This is a genomic window from Nonomuraea insulae, assembly GCF_042656245.1.
Genome location: NZ_JBHSPA010000023.1, coordinates 153045 through 173122 on the forward strand (window position 1 = coordinate 153045; position 20078 = coordinate 173122).

Below are 20078 nucleotides of genomic sequence, written 5' to 3' on the forward strand. Positions count from 1 at the left end.
TCGAACTTCTTCGACTTCGCCCGAAATTCGCCGAAATTCGCCGAAAAGGAGTGGCTCGGTGACCTCAGCCAACCTCACCCTCACGGCCGCGGCCGGCGACCGCCGCAAGACCTTGTGGACGCACCTGCTGAGGCGCGCCACGCCGTGGTTGTTCTCCCTGCCCGCGATCGTCTTCGTGGCGATGTTCTTCGGTTATCCCGTCGTCCAGAACATCGTCATGAGTTTCCAGGAGTACACGACCTCGACCTTCTACAGCGGGCAGGCGCCGTGGGTCGGCCTGGGCAACTACGTGACGATCCTGTCGAGTTACCTGTTCACCACGACCATGGTGAACACGGCCCTGTTCACGATCGGGTCGATCACCTTCCAGTTCGTGATCGGGCTCGCGCTGGCGCTGTTCTTCAAACGCAACTTCCCGTTGAGCGGTTTCCTGCGCTCGATGTTGCTGCTTCCGTGGCTGCTGCCCCTGATCGCGTCGAGCGCGGTCTGGAAATGGCTGCTCGACCAGGAGAGCGGCGCGCTCAACCAGTTCCTCGGCCTGTTCGGCGTGCCCGCCGTGCCGTGGCTGGTCGACCCCACGCTCGCGCTCGCCGGGGTCATCGGCGTGAACATCTGGCTCGGGATCCCGTTCAACGTCGCGATCCTCTACAGCGGCCTGCAGGCGGTCCCGAAGGAGTTGTACGAGGCGGGGGCGCTGGACGGCGCGGTCGGATGGCGGGCGTTCCGGCACATCACCTGGCCGAACATCCGGTCCGTGGTGAGCGTCGTGCTGGTGCTCGGCGTCGTCTACACGCTCAAGGTCGTCGACATCATCCTCGGCCTGACCGGCGGCGGCCCGGCCAACTCCACCCAGACCCTGGCCACGAACGCCTACAACAAGTCGTTCATCGAGTTCAACTTCGGCGAGGGCGCCGCGATCAGCAACATCCTCATCGTGGTCTCGCTCGTCTTCGCCATGGTCTATCTCTACATCTCGCGCCGGGAGCCCACCGAATGAACACCTCCCCGACCGTGCGCCGGCTGCCCATGACCGTGCTGGGCGTCTTCTTCCTGGCCGTGATGATCTTCCCGGTCTACTGGATGGTGAACAGCAGCCTGCAGGCCAGCTCCGGCGCCGCCACCAGCGATTTCTTCCCCTTCCACCTGAACCTCTCCGGATACACCACGGCCATCACCGAGCAGGGCCCGAACTTCGTCACGAGCCTGCTGATCGCCCTCGGGACCGTCGTGCTCACCTTGCTCATCGCCACCCCGGCCGCCTACGGGCTGGCGCGTTTCCGCAGCCGGGGCGGGAACGTGTTCCTGCTGGTGTTGCTGATCACGCAGATGATCCCGGCCATGGTCATCGCCAACGCGCTCTATCCGCTGTTCAACTCGCTCTTTCTGATCAACACCATCTTCGGCCTGATCCTGGCGAACACCGCCGCGGGCATTCCCTTCGCGGTGTTGCTCATCCGGGCTTTCATGGGCTCCATTCCCGGGGCTCTGGTGGAGGCCGCGCTGGTGGACGGGGCGGGCAATCTCCGGGCGTTCGTCTCCATCGTCATACCGATCAGCAGGAACGCGATCGTGACCGCCGCCCTGTTCACCTTCCTGTCCGCGTGGAGCGATTTCCTGTTCGCCCTCACCCTGACCAGCACGCCGGAAGTCCGGCCCATCACGCTCGGCATCTACGACTACATCAGCGCGAACTCGCAGGACTGGGCCGCCGTGATGGCCACCGCGGTGCTCGCCTCCATTCCCGCCGGTCTGCTGCTGATATTCGCGCAGCGCTACATCGCGGCGGGCGCCGTCAGCGGCGCCGTCAAGTGACCTTTTGGAAAGGACCTTCCCATGAACGCTCGATCCATCAACGTCCTGGTGTGGGGCGAGAACCGGCACGAGCAGGCCGAGCCCGAGGTGGCCGAGATCTACCCGGACGGCATGCACAACGCCATCCGCCGGGGCGTCGAGGCCAGGCTGGGCGACAAGGCGGCCGTCACCACGGCCACGCTCGACGACCCCGAGCACGGGCTGAGCGAAGAGGTGCTGGCCGGCACCGACGTGCTCACGTGGTGGGGGCACGCGGCCCATGGCGAGGTGGCCGACGAGGTGGTCGAGCGGGTGCACCGGCACGTCCTGTCCGGCATGGGCCTGGTCGTGCTGCACTCCGGCCACTGGTCGAAGATCTTCACCAAGCTCATGGGCACCACGTGCACGCTGCGCTGGCGCAGCGACAACGACCGCGAGCTGGTCTGGACGGTGAACCCGACCCATCCCATCGCCCGCGGCGTCCCGCATCCGATCGAGATCCCCGCCCAGGAGATGTACGGCGAGCAGTTCGACATCCCCACCCCCGACGAACTCATCTTCATCAGCTCCTTCACCGGCGGCGAGGTGTTCCGCAGCGGCTGCACCTTCCACCGCGGCAACGGCAGGATCTTCTACTTCAGCCCCGGCGACCAGGACTACCCCGTCTACCACCATCCCGACGTGCTCCAGGTCATCGCCAACGCGGTCGAGTGGGTGGCCGGCGATCCGGCGCGGCGGGAGGTGCCGACCCTGCTGCGGTACGACAGGGACGACTTCTTCAACGGGCAGGGGTACCGCGGCGCCATGCACAACAAGGAGAACGCGTGAGCCCTTTGCGGGTCGTACAGGTCGGGGCCGGGTCGATGGGCCTGGCCTGGATGCGGACCTTGACCGCGGCCCCCGGCGTCGAGCTCGCAGGGGTGGTGGACCTCGACGTCGAACGGGCGCAGGCGGCCGTGCGTGAGGTGGGCGGGGAGGCCAAGGTGTCGGCCTCGCTCGGCGAGCTGCTCACGGCGACCGGGCCGGACGCGGTCGTGAACGTCACCGTGCCGGCCGCCCACACCGAGGTCAGCGTCGAGGCGTTGTTCGCCGGGGTGCCGGTCCTGTGCGAGAAGCCGGCCGCGCCCACCCTGGCCGAGGCGCTCGTCCAGGCCGCCGCCGCCGAGGCCGCCGGGCGGTTGCTGATGATCAGCCAGTCGCGCCGGTACTACGCCGCGCTCGCCGAGTTCCGCGACCGGATCGGCACGCCCGGCCTGCTCACCACCGGCTTCTTCCGCGGCCCGCGGTTCGGCGGCTTCCGCGAGGAGATGGAGCAGCCGCTGCTGGTGGACATGGCCATCCACGCCTTCGACGCCGCCCGGTACCTGCTCGGCGCCGAGCCGGTGTCGGTGGTGTGCGAGAGCTGGAACCCGGCCTGGAGCTGGTATCGCGGGGACGCCTCCGCGACGGCGACCTTCCTGTTCGACGACGGCAGCCGCTACGTCTACACCGGGAGCTGGTGCGCGGACGGGCTGGAGACGTCGTGGAACGGCGAGTGGCGGGCCGTCGGCGCCGGGGGCACCTCAACGTGGGACGGTGAACAACTCGTCACCTCCAGCGCCGGTGGTGTGAGCGAGGTGCCGCCGGGGGCCAGTGAGCAGATCGCCGGGGCGCTGGAGGAGTTCCTGGAGGCGGTTCGCACGGGTGTGGAGCCGTCCGGGGCCATCGCGCGCAACATCCGGAGCCTGGCCATGGTGGAGGCGGCGGTCCGCTCGGCCGAGAGCGGCGAGCGGGTGGAGATCGGCGCGTTGCTGGATCAGGCGTACCGCGACGCGCTGGCCCTGCCGGTCCGGGAGGAGATCCGGGAGCAACTACGCTCCTGGGAAACCCCCGAGGCCGCTCTCACCCCGTCTCCGGCGCGGGAGCGGTGATCGCGCCGGGTCACGTCTCGACCGTGCGGTCCAGGCGGTCCAGGCGGTCGTGGAGGGCGGTGAGCAGGCGGGCGCGGGCGGAGGCTGAGGCCGTAGCGTCGTAGGTGTCCGGGCGGTCGGCGCACAGGAAGCCGTGCCCGGCTTCCGGGTAACTCACCAGTTCGTGCGCCACACCCGCCGCCGTCAGCCGCCGGCCGAACTCCTGCCACTCCGCGGGCGGAACCAGGTGATCGTGCTCGCCGACGAAGCCGAGCACGAAAGCGCCCAGGGCGGCGATGGCCGCGCTCCCCTCCACGGGCGGCGCGGGGTCGGCGAGCGGGATCCCGCCGTGCACGACCCACCCGCCGTAGAAGTCCACCACCACGTCGAACGGCACGGCGGCCGCGGCCAGGATCGCGACGTGCCCGCCCAGGCTCAGGCCCACGATGGCGGCGCCGCCCCGGCCCGCCCGCGAGACGGCCTCCGTACGGGCGGCCAGGACGTCGGCCAGGACCTCCTCCCGCCGCAGGTCGCGCATGAGCCGCAGACCGTCGTCCCGGCCGTGCTCGGCCCGCCGGGCCCGGCGCCAGTACAGGTCGGGGGCCACGGCGACGTACCCCTCCCCTGCGAGGTCCGCGCAGACCTCGCGTACGTGCGCCGTGACCCCGAAGATCTCCTGCACCACGACCACGGCCCCGCGCGCCGGCCCTTCGGGCATGGCGACGTGCAGCTCCGGCCCGCCCGCTGAACCCACCCAATCAGTCTTGATCACGACGCCGAAGCTACGCCGCCGGACGCCCCAGGAACCAATAGCGACAACGATGGCACCCATCGGCGAATCGATGGGAACCGCTACTTCGTGAACCTGGCCAGCAGCAGGGCGAGCCGTCGCGGGTGCTGCTCACGGGGGATCCGGCCGCCGAGGGTGAGTGTGGCCAGCCCGTGCAGGGCCGCCCAGAGCGTCTCGGTGAGCAGGCCCAGGTCGTCGCCGTCCGCGTGCGGGCGCACGGCCTCGGACAGTTCCTCGAAGGCCGCCCGCAAGGCGGGGGGCGCCTCGGCGGTGGCGAACGGCAGATCGACGTGCCGGCGGAACATGGCGTCGTAGAGGGCCGGGCGGCGCTCGGCGAACGACGTGTAGGCCTCCCCCACCCCTGCCAGGGCACCGGCGGCGTCCGGCGCGGCGGTCCTGGCCGCGCGTATCTCCTCGGCCATCTCGGCGAAGCCCTCCACCGCCACCGCCGCCATGATCGCGTCCTTGCCCTTGAAGTGGCTGTAGAGCACCGGCTGGCTGTATTCGACCCGCTCGGCCAGCCGCCGCGTCGTCACCGCCTCCCAGCCCTCGGTCTCGGCCAGCTCACGGGCCGCCGTGATGATCAGCTTCTCCCGCTCCGCCCGCTCGCGCTCCCGGCGCGTCTGGATCGACATGCTCCTGATTCTAGCATCGCTAGCGTTATTGTCGATGACCGTGATAGCGTCGCCTCTGTTCCTAGCACTGCTAGCACCTCACGGAGACGGACATGTTCCCCACCATCGCCTACGGCCTCGCCATCGTCCTCGACCTCTTCGTCGCCTTCATCGGGGCCAGATTCCTGCTCGCCCCGCGTGTCGCCGCCACCGGCTACGGCGTCCCGGCCAGGCAGGACGGCGACCCCGCGTACCTGACGATCAAGGGTTTGCGCGACGGCACCTACGGCCTGGCCGGCCTGGCCCTGCTGGCCTTCGCCGGCGCGCACGCGGCGGCCTGGCTCATGCTGGTCGTCGCCCTGGTGCCGCTCGGCGACACCCTCATCGTGCTGCGCCACGGAGGGACGAAGGCGGTCGCGTTCGGCATCCACTTCGCGACCGCCGTAGTCGTCCTGATCAGCGCCGCCCTGCTCTTCGCCGTCTAGACGACCACGCGCCCCGCCCCCCGGGATCGGCACAGGAGCGCTCCGTCCCGTGACAAGAGCGCGACGGCTCAGGCGATGTACGGGAGTTGCTCCGGCTCCACCCGTCCGACCAGCGGCGCCCCGCTGAGGAACCGGCCCACCTCGGCGACCGCGAACTCCCCCAGCCGGCGCAACTCCCTGCCCTGCGCTCCGGCCAGGTGCGGCGTGACCAGGACGTTCGGCAGCGCGAGGAGCGGGTGCCCCGGCGGCAGCGGCTCGGGGTCGGTGACGTCGAGCACGGCGGAGATGCGGCCGGAGGCGCACGAGCGGGTCAGCGCCTCGGTGTCGATCAGCGAGCCGCGGGCGGTGTTGATCACGACCGCGCCCTCGGGCAGAAGGTCGAGCCTGCGAGCGTCGAGCATGTGACGGGTCTCGGGCAGGGCGGGCGCGTGCACGGTGACGAGGTCGCCGCGGCGGCAGAGGTCGTCCATGCCCACCAGTTCGGCGCCCAGGTGCGCGGCCTCGGCGGCGCTCACGTACGGATCGTGGAGCAGCACCTCGACGTCGAATCCCCGCAGCCGGCGCAGCACGAGGCGGCCCACCCGGGAGGCGCCGATCACGCCGACCGTGCAGTGGTGCAGCCCGGTGCCCTCGCCGGACAACCAGTCCCGGGGCGTGCCCTCGACGGCGGCGGCGTAGCGGGCGGCGCGGCCGAACACCTGCTTGGCGCCCAGGACGAGCATGGCGATCGTGTAGTCGGCCACCGGGACGGCGTTCGCCTCGGCGGCCGAGGACACGACGAGCCCGCGATCGAACACGACGGGGTCGAGCCTGGCCTTGACGGTGCCGGCGGCGTGCACGAGGGCGCGCAGCCGCGGCGCGGCGGCCAGCACGCCCGCGTCGATGCGCGGGCAGCCCCACCCGGAGAGCAGGATCTCCGCCTCCGCCAGCGCCGCGGCGGCGGCCGGCCCGTCGAACGAGGTGAAGGTCGTCGCCGGGTCGATGTCCACCAGTTGCCGCAACCGGGTGAGCAGATCGACGGGGAAGACACCGCCGAACGCCCAGGGGGCGATGGCGAAGACCGCGACGGGTCGCCGTGGCACGGAGTGAGCTCCTATCAGAGAACGACGTGTAAACGCTTCCACAAACGGGCCTACGTGGAAGGCCGGCGGCGACCAGGTGGCCGGGGAACTGGCCAAGGAGTACGCCGCCGCCCAGTGATCAGCTCCGTTCGCAGGTGGGCGCCTCCGCCAGGCGGACCGTCGCCGTCTGTCCGCCCGGCAGGGTCAGCACGACCAGGTCGTCGCCCTCGACGCGCACGTCCGGCGCGGGGGGCTCCTGGTTCCCCGCCAGCCACACGAGGCTGACGTAGACGGCGGTGCCGCCGGGGTGGGTGCCGAGGGCGTACGGGGTGGCGGAGTGCGGGCCAAAGGCGTTGGCCTCCCGCGCCGTCACCAGGCCCGTGCCCGTGTAGCCGTGCAGGGCGCGCACGCCGCTGCTCAGCCCGTCAGAGCGCCGGACCTCCCCCTCGCCCAGGTCGAGCGGGACCGCCGCGGCCAGGGGGTGACCGCCGTCCCTGACCTGGTGGCCGGCGGGGGCGGTGACCTGGTGGATCCTGATCTCCGCCGCGCCCTCGACGACCGAGGCCGTCACGACGCGGACGCGGCCGTCCTGGTAGGCGGAGGCGGCGAAGCGGTCGGACACGGCCAGGGGTTCGATGCGCCGCCTGAGCGAGGCGGTGCCGTCGGGCGCGATGACGGCCAGATGGTTGTCCACGCCCTGGGTCTCGGGTCCCGTGTGGCTGGTGTAGGCGAGTTTGAGGTAGTTCGGGTCGGGGGTGCCGTCCGGGTGTTGCACGCGGTCGCGGTCGCTGCCGTGGTTGACCAGCCGTACGACGCCGTCCGCCCGCGTGGCGTGCAGCAACCAGCCGGGCGCGCGCATGGCGATCACCTGGTCGGCCAGGTCGATGGGCGCGGGCTGCTCGGGGTCGGTCCAGACCGGATGTTCGGGGGGCAGCAGCAGGCCGAGGAACGCCTTGCTGGCCCAGTAAGGGGAGGCCGGGCCCGAGTAGTCCTGCGCGATGGGCAGGTAGGCGTCGTACCAGCCGAGGGTGAGCAGGCCGCGCTCGTCCGGGGCGCCGCGCTCGGCGAAATGGCGCAGCGCGCCGCTGGCGATGCGCCGGGTGCGGCCGGGCGGCAGCGGCGAGGCGCCGGTCAGCGCGCCCAGCCACAGCGGCGCCACCGTCGCGAACCGGTAGGTCAGCGACCGCCCCTGGTGAACGGGGCCGCCGTCGGCGGCGAAGAAGTGCTGGTACTGCTGGAGGAAGCGGTGCAGCCGGGCCGCGTACAGCTCCTGCCGGCCGGTGTCGCCGGCCATCCGCGCCCACAGGGACGGGTAGAGGTGCAGCGCCCAGCCGCAGTAGTAGTCGAAGTTCTTGCCCTTGCCGTCGGAGTACCAGCCGTCGCCGGCGTACCACTCCTCGATGCGCTCCAGCCCGCCGGTGATCTCGCCCGGTTCGTACGGCCCGCCGGCCTCGGCCAGGAACTGCTCGACGATCACCCGGAACAACACCCAGTTGTTGTCCGGCGTGCGCCGCCCGACGAACCCGGCCAGCCACGCCACCACCCTGTCCCGCTCCCCCGGTGACAGCCGGTCGAACAACCACGGGCGGGTCTCGTGCAGGGCCAGCGCGATCGAGGCGGCCTCGACGAGTTGTTGCGACATGTCGGTCAGGGCCGGCCACGCGTACGGGTGCGCGGGGTCGGTCCCCGCGGTCAGGCCGCCCGCGTACCGCTCCAGCAGCTCGGGCGGCACGTTCCCGCCGGCCCCGGCGATCCTGAACGCGGCCAGCAGGAACGTGCGCGCGAACCCCTCCAGCCCGTCGCTCACCGGCCCTGACCTGCCGGCCCGGCCCGGGAGGCGGTACTGGGCGAACCCGTCCGTCGCGTACGGCACCACGGAGGCCAGCAGGTGATCGGCCATGGCCTCCCAGTGCGCCCGGGTCCAGCCGGTGTGGCCGGACAGTCGATCGTCGGGTGGGGGGAGGCTCAAAGGCATGGGGAGGATCCTAGTGTAAGCGGTTTAACATCAGTAGCTGATGTTCGGCCTCGGAGGCTTCGTCATGCCGGAGCCGAGGAAGTAGTCCACGTGGTGCGACTGCATGTAGCCCTTGAGCGTCATGCCGTTGCGGTAGGCGGGGTTGTGGGCGAGGGTGTACAACCTGGTCGTGGTGGGCTGGTTCGTGGTGAAGATGATCAGCTCGTTGTAACTCGCGTTGGTGTAGACGGCCTCCTCGCGCCAGTCGCCGAGGATGTCGCCGACGAGGGTCGGCCCGCTCTGGGCGGCGGTGACCGCGCCGTAGTTCCAGGTGGCCAGCAGTCGCGGCAGGCTGCTGGTCGGCTTGGGGTTGGCCGGGTCCCACTTCTCGATCTTGCCGGCGTTGAGCAGCTCCATGCTCAGGTCGCCGTCCCACCACAGGCCCAGTTGCGGCCACGGGCGCAGTGACGTGTCGGGTTCGGTGAGCTGGTTGGTGCGGGCGTTGTAGAGGCCGGAGAACGACCAGACCTCCATGCCGGGGAAACGCGGGTCGACGTCGCCCGCCATGCCCCGGCCGACGTCGCCGACCCCTGCCTCGGCGTGCTGCCAGATCATGGTGCCGTTGGCGGCGTTGTAGTAGTACTCGCGCAGGCCGCTGGGGTTGTCCTGCTGCACGCCGTAGCCCTGCAGGCCGGCCTTGCCCGGGTCCATCTTGGCGATGTGGAAGCGGTCGCCGTGGATGATGCCCTCGTCGGCCAGGCTGTAGCGCAGGGTTCCGTCGCCGTTGAGGACGAAGCCGATCTCGGCGACCTCGTCCTTGCCGTCGCCGTCCACGTCCACGATGCGGGTGTTGTGCCCGTCGGGAAGATCCTGGTTGCCGCGCAGGAACTTCCACTGCCGGGTCAGCGTGCCGCCGTTGAACTTCCAGGCGGTGTACATGAGGTTGAAGCCGCCGTTGCCGATCCGGTTCTTCATGTACGCGACCAGGCTGTTGCTCGTGCCGTCGAGGGAGCCGATGCCGAAGCGGGCGTACAGGGGGCCGTCGGCCAGGTAGTCCGCGGGAACCGGCGCCTTGGCCCTGGGCGCGCCGGTGCGGCCGTCGAGGATGGCGATGGACTGGCGGGTGTTGTCGCTCTCGGTGTGCCTGGAGCCGTCGCCGAAGGTGACGCCGTTGGCGACGCGCACGGCGACCTCGGCGCGGCCGTCGCCGTCGAGGTCGCCGACGGTGACCCCGTCATTGTGGCCGACGTCGACGGTGGCCGAACCGCCTTCGATGTTGTCCTGGTCGGTGCTGTTAGGACCCATGTTCACCGACCACAGGAACGTGCCGTCGCTCTTGTACGCCTCGATCGTCTGCGGCGAGGTCTGCCGGTCGATGACGTAGTCGTAGGCGCCGTCGCCGTCCAGGTCTCCGACCCAGGTGAACTTCACCGCGCCGCCCGCGCGCAGCGGGACGCGGACCACCGGCTCGACGGCGTGGCCCGCGCTCAGCAGGAAGGATTCGCTCGCCGGCTGCCAGACGCCGTCGATCACCGGGCGGACGTAGTAGCTGTTGCGCCGCGTGAGATCGGCCGTGGAGTCCACGAAGTTCGTGCCGCCGGTCAGCAGGTCGGTGTTGATCTTGACGGCCGCGCCGCCGGCCGTGGAGCGGTAGAGGTTGAAGCCGATGCCGTCGGGGTCGAGCCCCAGCAGCCGCCAGGTGATCAGGACGCTGGTGCCGCTGGCGCGCACGGCCACGACGCCGCGCCCGAGGTTCTCCATCGGGCGGGCGGCCGCGGCGGTGCTCGGTAAGGCCGGCCCGGCTACCAGCGCCGTACCGGCCGCCAGCAGCGCCGCGGCGACGACCGCGGTTTTGCGCAGGGCGTACATGGTGTTCTCCTTTGCGTGGGGGGGTTACGCGGGGAGTTCGTCGCCGATGAGGGCGAGGCACTGGATGGCGGCCAGGCCGTACTGCGCGGAGGCGTTGGTGCTGAACTGGGCCTCGTCGATCGGCTTGAGGACCTTCGAGCCCTCGATCCGTACGGACTCGAAGGGGTGTGCCTTGGGGTAGCCGGCGTGGCCGGTGTCGAACTCCTTCCACGCCCGCGCGGCCAGGGCGGCGTCCCCGAGCTTGGCGGCGGCGTAGGCGGTGAGCCGGGAGTGGGCCTGCCTGAGGTTCTGGCTGCCGAACGACTGCCCGGTCTCGGCCTGCTGCTCGGCGGCGGTGCCGTTGTAGAGGCGGCAGTACTGCAGCCACGCCTTCGTGAACGCCTCGTCACCCGTGAGGCGGATCACCTCGCTGCACAGCTCGACCAGCCCGAACACCGCGCCGAGCGAGCCCACGCTGACCGCGGTCTCGTTCGGCTTGAACGTGCCGTCGTCGATGTCGTACCAGCCGCCGCCACGGACGAAGCCGTTCGGCATCGCCGCGATCGTGCGCATGCCGTTGAGCAGCTTCTCCTTGGCGATCGGGTCGCCGCCGCGCTCCCACTCGGTCAGCCAGGCCAGCGCCAGGGCGCCCCAGTCGGTGCCGGTGCCGACGCCGAGGGCGTGCGGGTCCGGCTCGTACGGCTCGGTGCGGATCTTGCGGACGGGGTCGAGGACCAGGAACGTCCTGTCGGAGTCCACGAGGTCGCGCAGCAGATCGCCGACCCGCTCGTCGGCGGTGAGGAAGTAGTAGAAGCGGCGGTAGCCGGCGTTGCTGATGCGGGTCTGCTTGGCGCTGTCGGCCCAGTGCATGACGCCGTGCCGGGTGCCCAGGTCCCTCCACTTGCCGAGGTGGTAGACGTCGACCTCGCCCGTGTGGCGGGTCATGGACTCGGCGAAGCGGAACGCCTGCGACGTGCCGGTGCGCAGGTAGTGGTACCAGAGCCACAGGTCGGTGGAGAGCTCCGAGTTGTCCCAGGCGTAGCCGCCGACGTCGTAGCGCCAGACGTGCCGGTCGCCGTCGTAGCTGTGCATGACGTCGCCGTAGTCCCAGAAGCCGTACCAGGAGCGCTGCTCGGGCTGCTCGCTGTGGTACTTGAACATCAGGTCCAGGCGGTCCTCGATCAGCTTCCTGGCCGGGGTCGAGCGGTCCACCGGCGACCAGTCGCCGAACACCCCCGCTCCGTGCAGGTGCGCGGGCGGCGCGACGACCTGCGGCGGCGTGCGCACGACGTCCGTCAGCTCCGCGATCCTCTCAGCCGCCGGGGTGGCCTCCAGGGCCCAGAACATCAGCTCCGTCGTCCTGGCGATGCCGTACGGGGTGCCGAAGCCGGGCTCGTAGTCCTCGTAGGTGATCTCCAGACCTTCGAGCTGCTCCGCGTAGGTGTCCTGGCCCAGGCCGTCGTGGTAGAAGCGCAGGTCCATCGCCCCCGCCTCCGGCGACCACAACCACAACGTCACCTCGGCCCTGTCGCCGGCCGCGCCCCTGATGTCGAGCTGGGTCGGGTGCAACTGCCAGAAGTTACGCATGCCGAACGCGAACCCGCCCTCGGGGCCGCCGACGTATCCCAGGCCGCCCGCCCTCGATCCGGCGTCCACCCGGATCCAGGAGTTGCCCGCCTTGGTGCGCTTGTGAATCTGGAAGCCGTCCGCGCTGAGCTGGCGCAGCGAGTAGTCGCCGAAGGCCGGGATGAGGTGCAGGCGGGAGCTGACCCTGGTGTCCCAGGTCTCGACCGCCGGGGTGGCCTGGCCGGCGACCTGCGCCTTGCGGACGGCCTCGCCCGGGTCGCGGCGCAGGCCGGTGATGCCTCGAACGGCCTCGGCCAGCACGCCGTCATCCGGGCCCGCGAAGCGGACGTGCCGGTTGTACAGCTCGCCGCGCATCGGCACCTCGAACCGGATGCCCAGGCCGCGGATGAAGTCCTTCTTCTCGTTGCCGTCGTACACGAAGCTGTGGACGGCGCGGACGCTGTCGCTGCCCGCGTAGAAGTACAGGCGCACGGTGAACGGCAGCCAGGAGCGGTTGCCGTGCCGGTGCCTGCCCTCGATCCTGATCACCGCGCGGACGGGGCCGGACTGCTCGACCGTCACCTTCTCCGTCCGGCCGGCGAACTTCTCCGTCTTTCCCGCCCGGCCCTCGTCGTCGTCCGGCTCGTCCTGGCGCAGGCAGACCAGCTCGCCGTCGCGGGCGATCTCCTTGTCGCCGCGCAGCAGGGAACGTACCAGCTTGTCGCCCTTTTTCGGGATCCGGCAGGTGATCACGCCGGTGTTCACCTCGACGTCCTCACGACCGTCCTTCACCGTCACGGCCGTCGCCGACGCGGCGGAGGCGCCGGCGGTGAGCACGTACTGCTCAGCCGGGGCGACCTCGGCGCCGATGGCGTGCGCGGTCCACTTCAGCGACCCGTCGGGCCAGTACGCCGTCGCCCACGTCTGCACCGGCACCTGCTGCCCGGCGGCGGTCTTCAACGCGAACGCCTGATCCTTCTGAACGGCGCCCATCGGCCACGGCACACCCCAGGTGGACCCGGCGGCGAGCTGCTTGGGCGCGCCGCCCTCCAGCCACTTGAGCCGCACGCCGTCGGCCGGCGGACCGGTCGTCGCGGCCCCCCGCGCGGGTCCCGCGTTCAGACCGAGCTGTCCGGCGGCGCCGACCGCCGCCGCGCTCAGGAGCAGGTTTCGTCGGGACATCATCGCCATGGGGGCTCCACTCGGGCTAGGCGTAACACCGATGAAACGGTCCGTTGTTTAACCGTTTACTAAGCGCTGATCGCAGCACGGCCAGTTAGACCTGTCAAGAGGCCCCTTTTGGCGTTGGATACGTTTGAACTGGTCATGTCCGCTTTCACAAGGTGCCACCTCACCGCGGGGCGTCGTGGCGGTGATTTGACACCGCGACAACCAGGCGGAACCATCACGCGTAAGCGGTTTACCAGCAAGTTTCACTGCCCGGTGGAGGTGGGATGGTCCGGCGAGCGGCGTCCGACGACGAGGGGCGACGGCCGACGACGATCCGCGACGTGGCGGCGCACGCGGGCGTGTCCGTGGCCACGGTCTCCCGGATCCTGTCCGGCACCTACCCCAGCGCGCCCGCCACCCGCGGCAAGGTCATGAAGGCGGTCCGCGAGCTGGACTACGTGGCCAACGCCAACGCCCGCGGCCTGGCCGGCGCCAGCAGCCGCAGCGTGGCCATCATCGTCAACTCCGTCATCTCGCCCCACTACGCGCACGTCGCGCAGGGCGTGCAGACGCAGGCCGCGCTCGAAGGCAAGCTCTGCATCATCGGCACCACCGGCGGCGACCCCGAGCGCGAGCTCGCCACCGTCCAGCTCATGCGGCAGGAGCACGCCGAATGCGTGATCCTCGTCGGCAACGTCGTGGCGGACGAGGCGTACAGGGAGCGCATGGGCGAATACGCCCGCGCCCTGGCGGCGGCCGGCTCCCAGCTCGTCCTCTGCGGGCGGCCCGCGCTCGGCCCCGACGTGCCCGCCCTCGTCGTCGAGTACGACAACACCGGCGGCGCGTACGCCATCACCAGCCACCTGCTCTCGGCCGGCCACCGGCGCATCCTCTTCCTCGGCCGCCGCGACGGCTACACCACGCCTGACGCCCGCATCGCCGGCTACCGCGCCGCCCTGGCCGACCACCGGGTGCCCCATGACCCGGATCTGGAGCTCGAAGGCACGATGGAGCGTCACGAGGGCTACCGCATGATCCGCGAACGCCTCGCCGCCGGGGCCCGCGACTTCACCGCCGTCTTCGCCGGCAACGACCTGCTCGCCGCCGGCGCCCGCCAGGCCCTGCGCGAACACGGCCTGCGCGTGCCCGACGAGGTGTCCATGGCCGGCTTCGACGACCTGCCCACGGCCGCCGACATCGACCTCACCACCGTGCACGTGCCGCACGAGGAGCTGGGGCGTACGGCTGTGCGGCTCGCGCTCGAACGGCGGCAGGACAGGTCGGGCATGAACGCGCACGTCATGCTCGGCACCCACATCATCGTCCGCGACTCGGTCCGCCCCCTACGGGGCCCGAGCCGGTAACCGGCCGCTCGGGACATCGCTGGGCCCATACCAGAGTCGGAGGGTGGTCTCAGGCGTAGAGCCAGTCCACGTAGGTGTAGTCGCGGGCGTCGCGGCGGCGGAACAGCTCGTTTCGCATGAGGCGGCCGACGCCGTCCACGTGCCACATGTCGCCCCACAACCGGGCGGTGTCCTGCACCCGGGCGGTGCGGGCGGTGCGCTCCGCCTCGTACCGCTTGAGTGCGTCCGCCCAGTCCGGATCGGACAGTTCGGCGGCCAGGCAGCGCGCGTCCTCGATCGCCTGGCACGCCCCCTGGGCCAGGTACTGCAGCATGGGATGGGCGGCGTCGCCGGTCAGGACGAGGCGGCCGTCGGTCCAGCGGGCGATCGGCCGCCGGTCGTACATGGGCCAGCGCCGGTCCCGCCACAACGATGCCAGGCCCTCGCGGACGTCGGGGCAGCTCGACGCGAAGGCCGCGTCGAGTTCCTCGGGGCCGCCCCAGTCCTCCGCGCCCGCCTCGTACGACGGCGAGCGGAAGACGGCGACGGTGTTGAGTATCTCCCCGCGGCGCAGCGGATACTGCACCAGGTGGCGGCCGGGGCCGACGTGCACGACCACGTTCTGGGTGGTCTCGGGGCCGAGGTCGCGGCCGAGGCGGGCGATGGGGAAGGCGCCGCGGTAGGCGACGTACCCGGAGCAGATGGGCTCGTCGTCGCTGAACTTGGCGCGCAGCCGCGAGCGCAGGCCGTCGGCGACGACCACGAGCCGCACCGCGTGCTCGCCGCGTGCGCTGTGGACGACGGCCCGGTCCGCCTCGGTGACGGCGTCGTGGACGGCGCAGTCGGCCACGAGGTCGACCCCGGCGCGCTCGCAGGCGCGGGCGAGGATGTCGAGCAGGTCGCTGCGGTGGATGACCACGTACGGGGCGCCGTAGCGCTCGACGAAACCGTCGTCGAGGTCGAGGTGGGTCAGGTCGCCGCCGTCGAGCGCGTCCTTGAACAACAGCCGCCGTGGGGTGACGCCGGCGGCGAGGACGTCCTCCAGCAGGCCCCAATCCTTGAGCACGCGGGTCGCGTTGGGCGCCATCTGCAGGCCGGCGCCGACCTCGGCGAACTCGGGCGCGCGTTCCAGCACTCGTACGGAGTGCCCGGCGGTGGCCAGGGCGTAGGCGTTGGCCAGGCCGCCGATGCCGCCTCCGACGACCACCACGTCCACGGGAGCATTCATCGTCGTCATCCTTGATCGAGGGTTCACAACCAGGGCCCCAGCTCGGGCGGCCTGGGGCTGCGGCCGGTCAGCCAGCCGGCCAGGCCGGCGGCCGCTCCCTTGGCGGCGTGCCGGGCCAGCGCGTCGGCGGCGAGGGCGGCGTTGAAGTCGTCGGGCAGGTCGGCGAAGCCCACGCCGTGGGCCAGGTCGACGGTGTGGACGGCGACCTCCCTGGCCCGCATCCAGACGATCTCGCGGGCGGGCACGGTACGCCCTTGGGCGGTCACCACGGCCTGGTCCCAGGCCGGCGCGGGCAGCCGGTCCATGTCCTGCGCCAGTTCCCGCGCCGAGCGGGCGGCCAGGGCGCGCAGGGTCGCCGCGGGCAGCGCCGCGACGGCCTCGATCTCGTCGGCGCGCTGCCGGGCGTCGGCGTACATGCGCTGCTCCACCCCGGTGGCGGCCCAGCTCAGCAGGCGGCGCAGCGCCTCGGCGTTGCCGTGGACGTGCCCGATGACGTGCCCGCGGGTCCAGCCGGGCAGCGCGGTCGGCGCGGCGAGTTCCTCGTCGGTGAGGCGATCGACGGTGCCGAGGAACAACTCGGTGCCCAGGTCGAGCCAGGGACGCGCGTTCACGGCTTCCTCACCGCGCTCGACGAGCCGGGCCAGGAGCGCGCCTTCACCGCGTCCTCCAAGCCGGGCCAGGAGCGCGCCTTCACCGCGTTCACGATTTCCTCGCCGTGTTCTCCAGGCGGCCGATGCCCTCGATCTCCGTCACCAGGGTGACGCCCTCGGCCAGGTAGCGGGGTGGCTTGCGGGCGTGGCCGACGCCGCCGGGCGTGCCGGTCGCGATGACGTCGCCGGGCCGCAGGGTCATGATCGTGGAGACGTACCGGACGAGGTCCACCGGGCCGAACACCAGGTCGCCCGTGTCGGCCCGCTGCACCACCTCGCCGTCCACGCGGCAGGAGATCGGCAGGACCGGGGCGACCCCGCCGGGCAGTTCGTCGGGGGTGACCAGGACGGGGCCCAGCGGCGTGGTGCCCTCGAAGGTCTTGCCCTGGAGCCATTGTCCGGTGCGGTACTGCCAGTCTCGCATGGTGACGTCGTTCATGACGGTGAACCCGGCGATGGCCGCCGCCGCCTCCTCCGCCGAGGCCCGGCGGACCGTGGCGCCGATCACGACCGCCAGTTCGGCCTCCCAGTCCACGGCCGACGACTCGGGCGCGAGCTGGATGTCGTCGCCGGGGCCGATGAGGGCGTCGGCGTACTTGGCGAACAACGTCGGGTATTCGGGCAGGTCGCGGCCCATCTCCAGAATGTGGTTGCGGTAGTTGAGCCCGACGCACACCACCTTGCCCGGCCGCGGCACGACGGGCGCCAGGCCGGTCACGTCGAGCCGCTCCCCCGCGGCGGCACCGGCCAGGCCCGTACGCGCAAGGAACGTGCCGACGTCGGGGCAGCCGAGGTCGAGGTAGCCGTCGTCGGTGAGCAGGGCGGCGCGGGTGCCCTCTGCGGTGCGGACGGTCGCGAGCCTCACTGGTGGTCCCCCTTGACGCGATGCTGGTGCAACTTCTCGAAGATCGGTGTGTCGCTGAACCGGAACAGGTCCAGCCCACCGTCGGTGGCCACGCGCAGCGGCTGCCACGACGGCACCACGAACAGGTCGCCCCGCTCCGCCTTCCACGTGTGCTCGGCGACCGTGACCTCGCCGGCGCCGTCGAAGACCTGGAAGACCGACGAGCCGACCTCCCGTACGGGCTCGGTGGCGGTGCCGGGCGCGAGCCGGTGGAACTCGGAGCGCAGGGTCGGCATGACGTCGTCGCCGGTGGTGGGGTTGACGTAGCGGACGGCGGCGTGGCCGGGCTCGACCGTGGCGCGGTAGCCCTCGGCCTCCAGGGCGAGCTGCTCGCTCAGCGCCCGGTCGGTGTGCTCCCAGCGGTAGGCCAGCAGCGGCGTCGCCGGCGTCGGCTGGAGGTGGGTCAGGGGCCGCAGCCCCGGGTGCCCCCACAGGCGCTCGGAGCGCGATCGGTCGGGCGCCTCGCGGGTCTCCACCTCGTCGGGCCCGAACTCGAAGAACGTCGAGTCCGCGTAGTGCTGGAACGGGATGTCCAGGCCGTCGATCCAGGCCATGGGCCGGTCGGTGACGTTGTGGTGGCCGTGCCAGTGCCAGCCCGCCTGCGGCAGGAAGTCGCCGCGGCGCATCGCGACCGGGTCGCCGTCCACGACCGTCCACACGCCCTCGCCCTCGACGACGAAGCGGAAGGCGTTCTGGGTGTGGCGGTGCACGGGGGCGTCCTCGCCCGGGTTGAGGTACTGGATCGCGGCCCACAACGTCGGCGTCGCGAACGGCCGGCCGGCCAGCCCGGGGTTGGCCAGCGCGATCGCCCGACGCTCACCGCCGCGCCCGACCGGGACCAGCTCCCCCGCCCGCTCCGCCATCGGCAGCAGGTTCGTCCACCGCCACAGGTGCGGCACCGCTCTGGAGCGCGGCGCGAGCGGCATGAGATCGCCGATCTCCGTCCACAGCGGGATCAGCATCTCGCGCTCGAAGCCGCGGTAGAGCGCCTCCAGCTCCGGCGTGCGCTCGGGCTGGTCCTCGGCGTCGCTCGCGACGACGGCTACCGGTGTTGAGGTCATGGCAGGACCTTTCGTGATGTCGGCCAGGCCTCCAGCATGTCTGGTTTTCCGCAGCTCAGATAAGCTCTTTCTGCGATGAGGAATAAGCCCCCGTACGCGCTGTCGTCCGTGGACCACGCGCTGCAGCTCGCCGCGCTGTTGCAGCAGGAGGGCCCGCTGCGGGTGACCGACGCGGCCGAGCGGCTGGGCGTGGCGGTCTCGACGGCGCACCGGCTGCTGGCGATGCTGGTCTACCGGGACTTCGCCGAGCAGGGCGCCGACCGGCGCTACCGGCCGGGCAAGGTGCTGCGGCCGGCCGAGACGACCGGGGCGCCCGTGGCGCTGCTGCGCGAGGTCGGCCTGCCGGAGCTGCGCACGCTGGTGGAGCGGACGCGCGAGTCGGCCAACCTCGTGGTGCCGGCCGGGGCCGAGGTGCGGTTCGTCGCCACGGCCGAGTCCCCGCAGATCCTGCGCGTCGGCGACCGGGTGGGCTGCTCGTTACCGGCGCACCAGGCGTCGGGCGGCAAGGCGATCCTGGCCGCGCTGCCGCCGTCTGACGTCACGGCCTTGTACGACGGGGACGCCGGCATCGACCTTCCCCGGCTGCGCCGCGAACTGGCGCTGGTCCGCAAGCGGGGCTTCGCCGTCAACGACCAGCTCACCGAGACCGGCCTGACGGCCATCGGCGTGGCGGTCCGGCGCGCGGACGGCTCACCGCTGGCCGCGGTGTCCCTCGCCATGCCCACCGCGCGGTTCGACCGGGACATGGTGCCGGCCTGGGTGAGCGCGATCTCGGCGGCCGTGACGCGGATCCAGGCGGCTCTGGAACATCCGGCCTAGCAGGCCGGGGGCTCATGGGGCAGCGGCTCGCAGCGTGATGGGGAAGTCGACCCAGCGGAACGGGTTCGCCAGGCCTGCCTCGGCCGCGCGGGCGGGATCGTCCACGACGGCGAACTCGCGGATGAGGCTGGACTTGACGCCGAATACCGCGTCCGAGTCCAGGTAGGGGGTGCCCGCCACGAACAGGTGGGTCGTGAGCGTGCGCAGCCCCGGCGCCGAGACCTCGACGTGGATGTGCGCCGGGCGGTTGGGATGGCGGCCCGTCGCCTTGAGCAGCCGCCCGACCGGACCGTCGTCGGGGATCGGGTAGTAGCGCGGCACGATCGTACGGAACCAGAACCGGCCGTCGGCGTCGGCCGTGAACAGCCCGCGCAGGTTGAGCGGCGGCACCTCGCCGGGTCGCTGCACGTCGTAGAACCCGTCCGCGTCGGCCTGCCAGATGTCCACGGACGCCCCCGCGACGGGCGTGCCGTCCTCGCCGACGACCCGGCCCGTGAACAGGCACGGCTCGCCCTTGCCCGCCTCGTCGATGGTGTCGCCGAGAGCTCGCGGCGGCGAGGCGATCACGTGGAAGGGGCCCTCCACGGTGGACTCCGTCAGCTCGCCGCCGGCCCGGTGGTTCAGGGTCTCGACCAGCATCGACACGCCGAGCACGTCGGACAGCAGGATGAACTCCTGCCGCGTGTCGGTGCACGTCTGGCCGGTGGTGGTCAGGAAGGCGATGGCCGCCTGCCACTCCTCGGGGGTGAGCGCGACGTCCTTCACGAAGGCGTGCAGGTGCCGTACCAGCGAGTCCAGCACGGTACGCAGGCGGGAGTCCTCGGTCCTGGCGAAGCTGGCGGCCACGATCTCGGCCGAGCGCTCTTCTGTGAACAGATGCTCTGTCATATCCAGATCTTTCACCG

The 20078-nt window shown here is 71.5% G+C and carries 18 protein-coding genes; 7 read left to right on the plus strand and 11 right to left on the minus strand.

Annotated features, from left to right (window positions below; genetic code table 11):
- The first annotated feature begins 58 nt into the window (after positions 1–58).
- From ACFPZ3_RS18350 to ACFPZ3_RS18365, 4 genes are read left to right on the plus strand one after another with little or no spacing between them, the layout of a single operon-like run.
- Positions 59–997 (plus strand): carbohydrate ABC transporter permease, encoded by a 939-nt coding sequence (locus tag ACFPZ3_RS18350; protein WP_379515342.1) that lies wholly within the window; start codon positions 59–61, stop codon positions 995–997.
- Positions 994–1812 carry a carbohydrate ABC transporter permease gene (locus tag ACFPZ3_RS18355; RefSeq protein WP_379515343.1) on the plus strand — a complete coding sequence of 273 codons (819 nt, stop codon included), beginning with the start codon at positions 994–996 and terminating at the stop codon, positions 1810–1812. Before ACFPZ3_RS18350 ends, ACFPZ3_RS18355 begins: the two co-directional genes overlap by 4 nt.
- Before the next feature lie 21 nt (positions 1813–1833).
- Positions 1834–2619 (plus strand): ThuA domain-containing protein, encoded by a 786-nt coding sequence (locus ACFPZ3_RS18360; RefSeq protein ID WP_379515344.1) that lies wholly within the window; start codon positions 1834–1836, stop codon positions 2617–2619.
- Positions 2616–3701 carry a Gfo/Idh/MocA family protein gene (locus ACFPZ3_RS18365; protein ID WP_379515345.1) on the plus strand — a complete coding sequence of 362 codons (1086 nt, stop codon included), beginning with the start codon at positions 2616–2618 and terminating at the stop codon, positions 3699–3701. Before ACFPZ3_RS18360 ends, ACFPZ3_RS18365 begins: the two co-directional genes overlap by 4 nt.
- 10 nt (positions 3702–3711) lie before the next feature.
- Here the strand turns inward: ACFPZ3_RS18365 and ACFPZ3_RS18370 are convergent, their stop codons facing one another.
- On the minus strand, positions 3712–4452 hold the full coding sequence (locus ACFPZ3_RS18370; RefSeq protein ID WP_379515346.1) for a dienelactone hydrolase family protein: 741 nt from the start codon (positions 4450–4452) through the stop codon (positions 3712–3714).
- 80 nt (positions 4453–4532) lie between these two features.
- Entirely contained in the window at positions 4533–5105 is a 573-nt protein-coding gene (locus ACFPZ3_RS18375; protein ID WP_379515347.1) for a TetR/AcrR family transcriptional regulator, read from the minus strand.
- A gap of 92 nt (positions 5106–5197) precedes the next feature.
- On the opposite strand from ACFPZ3_RS18375, the gene ACFPZ3_RS18380 reads away from it, so the two are divergent.
- Positions 5198–5569: a DUF4267 domain-containing protein gene (locus tag ACFPZ3_RS18380; RefSeq protein WP_379515348.1), complete on the plus strand. Its 372-nt coding sequence runs from the start codon at positions 5198–5200 to the stop codon at positions 5567–5569.
- Positions 5570–5637: 68 nt separating this feature from the next.
- On the opposite strand, the gene ACFPZ3_RS18385 is transcribed toward ACFPZ3_RS18380, so the two are convergent.
- From ACFPZ3_RS18385 to ACFPZ3_RS18400, 4 genes are all read right to left on the minus strand, one after another.
- Complete coding sequence (locus ACFPZ3_RS18385) at positions 5638–6651, minus strand: hydroxyacid dehydrogenase (protein ID WP_379515349.1); 1014 nt, start codon at positions 6649–6651, stop codon at positions 5638–5640.
- A 118-nt stretch (positions 6652–6769) separates the two neighbouring features.
- Positions 6770–8605, minus strand: coding sequence for a DUF2264 domain-containing protein (locus tag ACFPZ3_RS18390; RefSeq protein ID WP_379515350.1), 1836 nt, complete (start codon positions 8603–8605; stop codon positions 6770–6772).
- A gap of 30 nt (positions 8606–8635) precedes the next feature.
- Positions 8636–10453 carry a rhamnogalacturonan lyase family protein gene (locus tag ACFPZ3_RS18395; protein WP_379515351.1) on the minus strand — a complete coding sequence of 606 codons (1818 nt, stop codon included), beginning with the start codon at positions 10451–10453 and terminating at the stop codon, positions 8636–8638.
- Positions 10454–10477: 24 nt separating this feature from the next.
- The gene (locus ACFPZ3_RS18400; RefSeq protein WP_379515352.1) at positions 10478–13189 is read right to left on the minus strand and encodes an exo-rhamnogalacturonan lyase family protein; all 2712 of its coding nucleotides are present in this window, start codon (positions 13187–13189) and stop codon (positions 10478–10480) included.
- Positions 13190–13452: 263 nt separating this feature from the next.
- On the opposite strand from ACFPZ3_RS18400, the gene ACFPZ3_RS18405 reads away from it, so the two are divergent.
- Positions 13453–14532: a LacI family DNA-binding transcriptional regulator gene (locus ACFPZ3_RS18405; protein WP_379515353.1), complete on the plus strand. Its 1080-nt coding sequence runs from the start codon at positions 13453–13455 to the stop codon at positions 14530–14532.
- Between the two features lie 49 nt (positions 14533–14581).
- On the opposite strand, the gene ACFPZ3_RS18410 is transcribed toward ACFPZ3_RS18405, so the two are convergent.
- From ACFPZ3_RS18410 to ACFPZ3_RS18425, 4 genes are all read right to left on the minus strand, one after another.
- Entirely contained in the window at positions 14582–15739 is a 1158-nt protein-coding gene (locus tag ACFPZ3_RS18410) for an FAD-dependent oxidoreductase (RefSeq protein ID WP_379515354.1), read from the minus strand.
- 23 nt (positions 15740–15762) lie between these two features.
- Entirely contained in the window at positions 15763–16350 is a 588-nt protein-coding gene (locus tag ACFPZ3_RS18415) for a maleylpyruvate isomerase family mycothiol-dependent enzyme (RefSeq protein ID WP_379515355.1), read from the minus strand.
- A gap of 88 nt (positions 16351–16438) precedes the next feature.
- Positions 16439–17254, minus strand: coding sequence for a fumarylacetoacetate hydrolase family protein (locus tag ACFPZ3_RS18420; RefSeq protein WP_379515356.1), 816 nt, complete (start codon positions 17252–17254; stop codon positions 16439–16441).
- Positions 17251–18354 carry a cupin domain-containing protein gene (locus ACFPZ3_RS18425; protein WP_379515357.1) on the minus strand — a complete coding sequence of 368 codons (1104 nt, stop codon included), beginning with the start codon at positions 18352–18354 and terminating at the stop codon, positions 17251–17253. The genes ACFPZ3_RS18420 and ACFPZ3_RS18425 overlap by 4 nt, the downstream gene beginning before the upstream one ends.
- A gap of 75 nt (positions 18355–18429) precedes the next feature.
- On the opposite strand from ACFPZ3_RS18425, the gene ACFPZ3_RS18430 reads away from it, so the two are divergent.
- On the plus strand, positions 18430–19173 hold the full coding sequence (locus tag ACFPZ3_RS18430; RefSeq protein WP_379515358.1) for an IclR family transcriptional regulator: 744 nt from the start codon (positions 18430–18432) through the stop codon (positions 19171–19173).
- 12 nt (positions 19174–19185) lie between these two features.
- On the opposite strand, the gene ACFPZ3_RS18435 is transcribed toward ACFPZ3_RS18430, so the two are convergent.
- Positions 19186–20061, minus strand: a complete 876-nt coding sequence (locus ACFPZ3_RS18435) for a dioxygenase family protein (protein WP_379515359.1) — start codon at positions 20059–20061, stop codon at positions 19186–19188.
- Positions 20062–20078 lie beyond the last annotated feature (17 nt).

Bases quoted from the DNA above. Each gene is read 5' to 3' on its own strand.
- ACFPZ3_RS18360 (WP_379515344.1), top strand. From the start codon at position 1,834: ATGAACGCTCGATCCATCAACGTCCTGGTGTGGGGCGAGAACCGGCAC.
- ACFPZ3_RS18380 (WP_379515348.1), top strand. From the start codon at position 5,198: ATGTTCCCCACCATCGCCTACGGCCTCGCCATCGTCCTCGACCTCTTC.
- ACFPZ3_RS18425 (WP_379515357.1), bottom strand. From the start codon at position 18,354: ATGACCTCAACACCGGTAGCCGTCGTCGCGAGCGACGCCGAGGACCAG.
- ACFPZ3_RS18435 (WP_379515359.1), bottom strand. From the start codon at position 20,061: ATGACAGAGCATCTGTTCACAGAAGAGCGCTCGGCCGAGATCGTGGCC.
- ACFPZ3_RS18430 (WP_379515358.1), top strand. From the start codon at position 18,430: ATGAGGAATAAGCCCCCGTACGCGCTGTCGTCCGTGGACCACGCGCTG.
- ACFPZ3_RS18405 (WP_379515353.1), top strand. From the start codon at position 13,453: ATGGTCCGGCGAGCGGCGTCCGACGACGAGGGGCGACGGCCGACGACG.
- ACFPZ3_RS18355 (WP_379515343.1), top strand. From the start codon at position 994: ATGAACACCTCCCCGACCGTGCGCCGGCTGCCCATGACCGTGCTGGGC.
- ACFPZ3_RS18400 (WP_379515352.1), bottom strand. From the start codon at position 13,189: ATGGCGATGATGTCCCGACGAAACCTGCTCCTGAGCGCGGCGGCGGTC.
- ACFPZ3_RS18410 (WP_379515354.1), bottom strand. From the start codon at position 15,739: ATGAATGCTCCCGTGGACGTGGTGGTCGTCGGAGGCGGCATCGGCGGC.
- ACFPZ3_RS18390 (WP_379515350.1), bottom strand. From the start codon at position 8,605: ATGCCTTTGAGCCTCCCCCCACCCGACGATCGACTGTCCGGCCACACC.
- ACFPZ3_RS18375 (WP_379515347.1), bottom strand. From the start codon at position 5,105: ATGTCGATCCAGACGCGCCGGGAGCGCGAGCGGGCGGAGCGGGAGAAG.
- ACFPZ3_RS18395 (WP_379515351.1), bottom strand. From the start codon at position 10,453: ATGTACGCCCTGCGCAAAACCGCGGTCGTCGCCGCGGCGCTGCTGGCG.